10 protein-coding genes are annotated in these 7,470 nt (G+C 33.3%); 1 reads left to right on the top strand and 9 read right to left on the bottom strand.

Translation table 11 applies throughout. The annotated features are described in order from the left end of the window. Nucleotides 1-514: IS66 family transposase (locus MM214_RS10515; RefSeq protein ID WP_241295145.1), on the top strand; the 514-nt coding region annotated here is incomplete at its 5' end. 160 nt (nt 515-674) lie between these two features. On the opposite strand, the gene istB is transcribed toward MM214_RS10515, so the two are convergent. The 9 genes from istB to MM214_RS10470 form a co-directional block, all read right to left on the bottom strand. After that, entirely contained in the window at nt 675-1,397 is a 723-nt protein-coding gene (gene istB / locus MM214_RS10510; RefSeq protein WP_241295142.1) for an IS21-like element helper ATPase IstB, read from the bottom strand. Between the two features lie 12 nt (nt 1,398-1,409). After that, on the bottom strand, nt 1,410-1,616 hold the full coding sequence (locus MM214_RS10505) for a hypothetical protein (RefSeq protein ID WP_241295139.1): 207 nt from the start codon (nt 1,614-1,616) through the stop codon (nt 1,410-1,412). 45 nt (nt 1,617-1,661) lie between these two features. Beyond that, nucleotides 1,662-3,005: an IS21 family transposase gene (gene istA / locus MM214_RS10500; RefSeq protein WP_241295137.1), complete on the bottom strand. Its 1,344-nt coding sequence runs from the start codon at nt 3,003-3,005 to the stop codon at nt 1,662-1,664. 266 nt (nt 3,006-3,271) lie between these two features. After that, entirely contained in the window at nt 3,272-3,772 is a 501-nt protein-coding gene (locus MM214_RS10495) for a hypothetical protein (protein ID WP_241295134.1), read from the bottom strand. A gap of 7 nt (nt 3,773-3,779) precedes the next feature. Continuing rightward, the gene (locus tag MM214_RS10490) at nt 3,780-4,313 is read right to left on the bottom strand and encodes a hypothetical protein (RefSeq protein WP_241295131.1); all 534 of its coding nucleotides are present in this window, start codon (nt 4,311-4,313) and stop codon (nt 3,780-3,782) included. Between the two features lie 4 nt (nt 4,314-4,317). Next, nucleotides 4,318-5,589, bottom strand: a complete 1,272-nt coding sequence (locus MM214_RS10485; protein ID WP_241295129.1) for a DCC1-like thiol-disulfide oxidoreductase family protein — start codon at nt 5,587-5,589, stop codon at nt 4,318-4,320. Then, on the bottom strand, nt 5,586-6,248 hold the full coding sequence (locus MM214_RS10480) for a DUF5819 family protein (protein WP_241295126.1): 663 nt from the start codon (nt 6,246-6,248) through the stop codon (nt 5,586-5,588). The genes MM214_RS10485 and MM214_RS10480 overlap by 4 nt, the downstream gene beginning before the upstream one ends. A 59-nt stretch (nt 6,249-6,307) precedes the next feature. Beyond that, a complete protein-coding gene (locus MM214_RS10475) occupies nt 6,308-6,637 on the bottom strand; it encodes a hypothetical protein (protein ID WP_241295123.1) in 330 nt (109 codons plus the stop codon). A 27-nt stretch (nt 6,638-6,664) separates the two neighbouring features. Next, nucleotides 6,665-6,997: a hypothetical protein gene (locus tag MM214_RS10470; RefSeq protein ID WP_241295121.1), complete on the bottom strand. Its 333-nt coding sequence runs from the start codon at nt 6,995-6,997 to the stop codon at nt 6,665-6,667. Nucleotides 6,998-7,470: the final 473 nt, after the last annotated feature.

Raw genomic sequence — 7,470 nt, 5'->3', positions numbered from 1 at the left:
TAATGAAAAAATAGCTAAAGAAGCACTAACCTTCATCCAGAAACTGTATGAAGTAGAGCGAGAGGCTAGAGAAAGTAACTTAGATCCAGAAGAGAGAAAAAACCTAAGGCTTGACAAATCACTTCCTGTGATCAATGAAATGTCAAAATGGATCAAAAAACAATTGGAAGACCAAAAAATATTACCAAATAGTCCAATAGGCAAGGCACTGAGGTATAGTGCTGAAAGATGGGCTGAACTTTCAAACTACCTTTATGATGGAAGGCTTGAAATAGATAACAATCTAATTGAAAATGCAATCAGACCAGTAGCGCTTGGGAGAAAAAACTATCTCTTTGCAGGCTCACACAAAGCAGCACAGCGGGCAGCTATGCTCTATTCCTTCTTTGCCATATGCAAAAAGCACCAAGTCAACTCGCATGAATGGCTAAAGCATGTCCTACAAAACATCATGACCATAAATCATAAAAATATCAAAAAACTTTATCCGCAAAACTTTAAATCAAACATGTAGTTCCTCGGACGCTTACTTTGCAGATGAAGGGCTTTTATAGCCCTTTTTTTGGTCGAAATATGGGTGAATTTGGATATTCCGGACAATACTGACCCCCGTTCTGGGCATATTGACCCCTCTAAAAATGGGTTTGGTTCTATAATCTGTTAGACTGACAATTTTACATTTTTTTTCTGAGACTTTCTCCTTTTAACTCAATTCTGTAAGAAGAGTGAACCAATCTATCAAGGATCGCATCTGCAATTGTTTCTTCTCCTATTACATCATACCAACTTGGTACTGGTAACTGGCTGACGATGATTGTTGATTTTTTGCTGTGTCTGTCCTCTATCATTTCCATAAAATCCATTTGTTGTTGTTTATCGAGATGTGTAAGTCCAAAGTCATCAAAGATGAGCAAGTCTGTTTTTGCAAGCTTATCGAAGAACCTCACGATAGTCCCTTCTAATCTTGCGATTTTAGTTTTGAGCAGGAGTTTCTGTGTATTAAAGTATGCTACCTTATACCCTTTGAGACATGCTTGGTGCCCGAATGCAGATGCAAGATAACTTTTACCGCAGCCTGTTGCTCCTGTAATCAGTACGGCATCTCCCTTGTCAATAAACTCGCAGGTGGTCAGTGTGGTGAGCATCAGGTCATCAAGCCCTCTGTTCTTATCAAGTTTCAGTTCTTCAAGTGATGCTTTGTATCTGAAGGCGGCATTGGTTTCGAGCCTTTTGAACCTTCTGTTGTCCCTTTCAAGTTCTTCTGCCTGTAAGAGCAGCTCAAGACCTTCGCTAAAAGAAAGCCCTTGGTTTTTCCTTGTTTCTTTGAGTGCAGTCCATGTTTTGGACATCCCGTGCAGTTTAAGTTTTGCAAACTGCGATTCGATCTGATTGGTCATAACTGTTTAGATTTAATTAAGTGTTTGTTGTTGATTGTTGTAATAGTCTCTCCCCCTAAGGTTATTGTGTTTTGGAAGTTCTCTTTTTTTTTCAGGGATACGTTCATCTTCCATCCTGTTCTCTATGATATTCTGAATGAACTTGTAAGAGAATTTTTTATACTCTATTGCCGTTCTGCATGCTTTTTCGATGGCATCAAGTTCATACTGTCTTGCCAAACTGAGTAAGCCATCACAGGATCTGTAGACTTGCTCTGGGTATTTTTACTGTTCAAAGAGCAGACAGACAAACTCATGGAACACCTTTGATATCTTTAAGGCTTTGTTTTTATAATAGTCTGGACTTCTGTCCCTGTAGTGTTGGTGGTGAGAAGAAAGATGTTCTTTTACAGTAGAGTAAAGCCCCTGTTTATCGCATCTGGGATGAACGGCCACTTTGATACCTTCATGATAGATGTATACCATAGACCTCGTACAGCCTACCTTTACATCACACCCGATATGGGTATAGGGAACACTGTAATAATGCTTGTCCTGAGAAAGATAAATATGGTTATTTTTGGCAACTTTATGGGTGGAATAAAAGCGAAGCTCAAAGGGCTCAACAGGGAGCTGTTGGAGCAATGGTTTTTCATCTGCAATAAACTTCTCTTCCCTGCAGAACGGTTTCTTTTGCATTCTTGTCTGATTATGACCCTTCACCCGCTGTTTTATCGCTTCGTTAAGTGAGGTTATATCAAAGAACTGCATGTTCCTGAGTTTGGCATATACCCTAGAATATAAGATTTTGACCTGGTTTTCAACCAGTGCTTTATCCTGGGGCTTTCTTACCCTTGCAGGGAGGACAGCCGTTCCATAGTGATTGGCAAAATCTTCCATAGCCTTGTTAATATCAGGCTCGTACCTGTCTGATTTTGTTACAGCAGCCTTGAGATTGTCGGGAACCAAAAGCTGTGGTACTCCTCCAAGATCCTGCAGGCACATCCTGAGTGCATACAGAAAATCAGAGGTAGTCTGTGATGGTATGGCCATGGCAAAAGCATAATCCGAATACGGTAAGCAGGCCACAAAAAACTGGCATTGTATAACTTCCCCTATTTCCCTGTCGATATAGGGAATGGTCTTTCCTGCAAAATCTATGTAGAGCTTTTCGCCAGGCTTATGGTCTAGAACCATACTGGGCTTTACTTTTCCCTTTGCAGTCTCTTGCTGGTCAAGATGAAAACAGAACTGGGAGTAGCTATACCCATCGGGATTTGACTGTCTGTATTCTTCCCATAGAACTGTTCTGGTAACGCCTGTTTTTTTCAGCTCTTTTTGATACGTTTCAAGATTGTCCTTAAAATACTCGTATCTCGGGTCTTTATAGGAGGGGTTACCGGGATGAAACAAAGGGTATAATTCAGGCTCATCAAGGCTGAGGAGCGCATCTAACGTATGCTTATCAGTCCCATTGCCTGATAACAGCTTATCAAGCTTGAAAAGGTAGGTCTTGACAGTGTTCTTGCTCATGCCAAGAGTTCGGGCAATGGTTTTGATTCCTTTGCCCTGCCTGTTAAGTATCAATAATTGTTTTATCTGACTCATTGGTTTTGGTGTTCCAGCCATGGGATTATAGTTAGCGGATTAAATAAATGGTCCGCTAAGAAACCAAAACCATTCGTTAGAGGGGTCAGCATGCTCCGGAATTAGACCAAAAGGGGTCAATATGCTCCGGAATAATCGTGAGTATCCTGTTTTAGGGGGTCAACATCCGCCGGAATGTCAGTCGATTCTGGCCATTCAGACCACTTTCACTGTTCAAAATCATTCCGGATTAGAGGGGTCAACATGTTCCGGAATATCCAGGTGAATTGAAATCGCTTTATCTGAAGTTAGGATAATTCTTTGTTCAATTCGTTTAAAATTGGATTTATTAATTTTTTAACAATTTTTATATTTTGAAAATAAGCAATAATGAATATTAAAGAAAAAATAATTATATCACCAAAATAAAATCTTCCTCTATAACCACTTATTGTTAATGTAAGGCCTAATAAAAAAAATAGATAATATAAAACATTACTATTAAATTGTTTTTCCTTCATTAAGTACACTTTTTGAATTGAAAATATATTTTTCGGGTCAACTATGGAAGTGTTTTCAAAAGTCCGTAAATTTATTCTAAGCTGTAGAAGTTGAATTGATATGAATAAAACTGTCATTGCAAGAATTGTTAGACCCAATTTTGAATAAATTGAATCAATAAAAATAAAACCAAATCCAAATAAAACTATAAGAATAGGTAGAACTATCATGCCCTTATTTCTCCTTTTTACCTTAAGCAAGAATTGCTCAAAACAATTATTCTTAGTGTCAAAATAAACTTTACTCATATGTCAATTAAATTTCATCAATATTTCTTTTTGAAAAGGTATTATGTGCTATTGGGATTGATATAAGACAAGCTATCAGTATTGATATAAAATTAACAATATATCCTTGGGTAAAAGGTGAGAGTTTTGAAAAAATGACAAAAGAATTTATTTTTTCAGAGTCATCCTTAACAAAATATTGAAGAACTTTTGCATACTCTTTTGATATTGAATTATCAATTAAATAAAAATATATGTTATCCAAAATTAAAGAAGAAATGTAAATTCCGAAGAAGAATCCTATAAAATGAATATACCATTTTATAGGTTTTTCATCAGCTTCAAATAATTCTATCATTTCTTTTGGAAGCATATAATTTATTGTAAATAAAATTATTAAAAAATATACAACAGGAGATAGAAAAGAATAGAATGCAACAACCATTAAATTTTCGGGTGAAAAATCAACATTATATGCAACGATATAACATAATGTTAGGCTAATAACCGTAATTAATACAGATATTTCTATTACTGATCTAATTTTACTGATATTTTTCATTGTTTTAATTCTTATTATTGATTAAATCACAGTTATCATTACATACAATCGGTATTATTTTTCTTCTAATAGCAAGTTCTCTGTATAAATATGCACCTAAGTGTGTCAGTTTTAGAATGTACATTATTGGGAAAAAGATATATAAACTAGGTACATATTTGACTATATTATAGATACTATTAAATCCATAATAGTATTTGTTTTTCTGGATATCATAAGATGCCATTTTCTCCAACGATTCTTGGCTATTAAGACTAAAATAAATTTGATTTTCACTTTTTTCAATAGCTCTAACTTTAATTGTCTGAAGATTATTAAAAAAATCAAATCTGTTGATTATTGATTTAAACCTAATACAGTTAGGACAATAGTTATCATAAAAAATTATTAGTTTTTTTGATTTGAAGTGTTTTAAGATTGATTTATATTCTGAATTTTCGATAAAAAAGAAGTAGCTACCAATCATAATCCAAGAAAAATTGTCGATTCTCATAAAAATAAAAATGCCAATATGCAATAAAACTCCAAATGAAAGAATAAAGAATTTTGTTTTTCTAAACCATACTAAGAATGGAAAGGAAAGTTCCCAAAAAACAGTAAAATAAGTGCTTAAAACAACGAAGTAATGATTTTCAGTTAAAAAAATATTCCAAGAGGTTGCTTTAAAATCAACTACCCGCATCGTATAGTATACTGCAGTACCATTTAGCCACATACTTCCTTGCAGTTTATGCAGTGCCGTAAAAAAATATACGAATGAAATTTGAATCAAAAGCCCGGCAATTGCAAATGAGTTTAAACTAACCCATAATGATTGTAAAAATTTATTTTGAAATTTATTTTTTTTCTTTTCTCTGTAATTGTATGTAAAGTGGCTTAAACAATCGGACAAAAGTAAAAAAGTAAGTGTTACTGCAATAACATTATCAGAACCATCCAGTAGAAAATTATTTCTTTGGTTTAGAGTAAACACTAAGAAGTAGAGGATTAAGCCTGAAACTCTTCCACCGACTCCAAGTAAAAAAAGTGAACTAAAGATAATTATAAGTAAAAGTAGGAAATGTGATGCAAAAGGAATTTCAAATGGATAAATCATGAAATCCAAATTGTATAAATTCATTAAATTCTTATAAATATTATATGGTACAATGGCATTTGCTCCGAAAAGGGGCTCTGCCATTGGAAAATAGAAAATCGCATTTTTTAATAAAATGAATGACAGTATTATTCGGTAAATCGAAAGACCAATACTAAACCTGGATGATTGACTTTTCATTCTGGGAATATTTTATATGGTGAACTTAATAACTCCTTAAATTCATAGTTGTTTAAATCATAATAATCAAGGTTTCTATTAGAAAATCTTGGAAAAGATGATTCTAATATTTTGTATTCTACTAGGACAGAATCTACATTTTCAAAACTATTGTCAAGTGCATAATTATTGTATACAAATTTTGAATAAGTAAGCACGGAATTATGCCCTGAGGAACTCTTCATTAATTCTTTTAAGAATGTTTCACTTTTGTTTATATCAGATTTTAAACTATCACTTTTGTCAATAAATTCGATACCTTTAGAATAAGTTTCCATTATATCAATGTGACAAGAACTTAAATACTTAAGGATTCTTTGTGATGGTGACCAAAAATTTCTTTGTCTATCCTCAATTAACTTATCCGTAGTTGATAACCAGTCAGATAAAAACAAAGTATCTGCTTTGCTATATCCACTGAACCTGTATAAAATGGACATGTTTTTGTTTACAGGATTCGGAGCGAAAAGCTTCCATTCTTGAGAATAAAAAGGAATTATGTAAGATGTAATCTCATATTTGAATTGGTGCTTTATTGGATTATTGGGCAGATGGTGAACCCCAATTATCGTAAAGTGCACAGTCAAAATTGTGATAAGTATTATTTTTATAATTTTCATAAGCCAATTTTTAAATTAAGCAAAGAGAAATTACTTTAATTTCTCTTTGCAATCAAAAATTAAATATCAAATTCTGAAAAGTCATTCGAATTATAAAACATCAATTCATGATCTGTTAATAATTCTATCTGACTTCCATTAATTCCATCTAAAACTCCAAGTACAAACGCAACGCCTGAGGCAACTACAGCGAGTGACATTACTCCCAATGCTGCTCCAACGGCAACCGGCTCTCCAGCAATAGTCATGTCTGATGTACTAGCTGAACCTTGAAATTTTGAAGATTCATAAGAACCAAATGCACTAGCATTGTTAAAGGAGAAGGTGAATAAGCACATCACTAGGAGTAATAATGATATTGGTCGTAGATTTTTTCTGTTTTTTTTCATTAACTTATTTTTTTTCGTTTATAATAATTAAATATCAAAAATTGTAAAATCAGTTGGCTGATAATCTTCATCATGAATATTGACCAACTGTATTTGATTTCCGCTTAATTTATCTCCGATGTAGGTACCTAAATTGTAAGCTGATTCTACCATCTGTAAGCCGACGCCAACTGCTCCTACTATTAAAGCTATTCCAGCAACGCTGCAAAGATCACTGCTACTCATTTCAGAACTATAACTTGACTGAACATTTGAATAGCTATAGCTAGCTATTGCAGGAGTATTTGTTAACGATGTAATTGAAAGAATTAAAATCGCCAAGAATACACCAGTAGGTTTTAAAAACTGTTTTCTTTTCATAACATTGATTTTTAGGTATAAATTAATTTAAAATTTTATTTACAAATAAATAAAAAAAAATAAATAAAAAAAATAATAATTAATTTAAAATAAAATTATATCTTGATCAAAGGTGTTGTCAATTGGAGTAGTGTGAGCTTTATTGGCAGTTTTTGACTAATGTATGTTTTGTTTGTAGCAAAACTTATCATAATTTTTCTGTATTATTAATACTTATACCTCTCTTCATGATTTTACACATAACTAATTTGCTAGAACTAGCCGCAAATAATTGTCAAGGCGGAATTTTTTAAAGGAAGAACAGTAATCATAAATGCACATAGATTAAGTATATTGAAAAATGCAGATCAAGTCTTAGCATTAGAAAACGGTCAGATAATTGAGAGCGGTAACCACATGGAATTGATTAAACTAGACACAAGATATTTATCACTGATAAAAAGTCAGCTGGAGCTTGGAAATTAGTTTTTATT

It is taken from the genome of Belliella kenyensis, from assembly GCF_022549675.1.
Taxonomy (GTDB): Bacteria; Bacteroidota; Bacteroidia; order Cytophagales; family Cyclobacteriaceae; genus Belliella; species Belliella kenyensis.
Note: the sequence above shows the minus strand (reverse complement) of the source record. Positions and strands in the feature narration are given on the sequence as shown.